Genomic DNA, 1,009 nt, shown 5'->3' with positions numbered 1-1,009 from the left:
GCACAGGCTTCGCTGATGGCAGCGTGCTTGGCTTCGCTCAGGTGACCCAGCTCGCGGTTGGCGTCAGCGGCGGCCTGTTTGACCATCGCCAGGCCCACAACCAGTTTCGGGTAATGCGAAATCGGAACGCCCGAGAGGCGGAAGTTGTTCACCGCTCGCAGGGTCTGGATGCCGTAGTACGCATGGGCCGGTACTTCGAGGGCGCCAAGCAGGTCGGTTTCTGTGCGGAAAGATGCAGCGGAGGACATGATAGAAATCATCTCGATAAGGACCCGGTCTGTGCCGGAACGCTGCGAATGCTAGGCTTGTGGGGATTTTTGGGCCAATGCTGTTCAGCACTGCCCTATGCACATTCGGCATAATGCCCATGTGACGCCGCCTGTGCGGCAGACGTGTGACCTCTTTTGGTGCGTGTCCGGGAGGACGTGATGAATCTGGAAAGCAAATGGCTCGAGGACTTCAGTGCCCTGGCCGCCACCCGCAGCTTCTCGCAGGCGGCCGAACGGCGCTTCGTGACTCAGCCGGCATTCAGTCGGCGGATCCGCAGCCTCGAAGCGGCGCTGGGGCTGACCCTGGTCAATCGCTCGCGCACGCCGGTCGAACTGACGGCGGCGGGGCAGTTGTTCCTGGTGACCGCGCGCACCGTGGTCGAACAGCTCGGCGAAGTGCTGCGCCATCTGCATCATCTGGAAGGCGGGCAGGGCGAGGTGATGCAGGTGGCGGCGGCACACTCGCTGGCGCTGGGCTTTTTCCCGCGCTGGATCGCCCAGTTGCGCAACGAAGGGCTGAACATAGCCACGCGGCTGGTGGCGACCAACGTTGGTGACGCCGTGCACGCTTTGCGTGAAGGTGGCTGCGATCTGATGCTGGCGTTCTACGACCCGGATTCGGCGATGCAGATGGACCCGGAAATCTTCCCGTCGCTGCATTTGGGCCAGACCGAGATGCTGCCGGTGTGCGCGGCGGATCTGGATGGCAAACCGCTGTTCGATCTGGAAGGCGAGGCGAG

Annotated in this window: 1 protein-coding gene and 1 pseudogene; one reads left to right on the top strand and one right to left on the bottom strand. The window is 63.1% G+C overall.

Going from position 1 to position 1,009, the window contains the following annotated elements; translation table 11 throughout:
• A pseudogene (locus tag D6877_RS04050) lies at positions 1-248 on the bottom strand (lyase family protein); the annotation flags it as partial.
• Between the two features lie 180 nt (positions 249-428).
• Between D6877_RS04050 and D6877_RS04045 the strand changes: the two are divergent.
• On the top strand, positions 429-1,009 hold a 581-nt coding region (locus D6877_RS04045), incomplete at its 3' end, for a LysR family transcriptional regulator (protein WP_130909930.1).

The organism is Pseudomonas sp. Sample_9, assembly GCF_004307535.1.
Lineage (GTDB): Bacteria > Pseudomonadota > Gammaproteobacteria > Pseudomonadales > Pseudomonadaceae > Aquipseudomonas > Aquipseudomonas mercuritolerans.
Note: the sequence above shows the minus strand (reverse complement) of the source record. Positions and strands in the feature narration are given on the sequence as shown.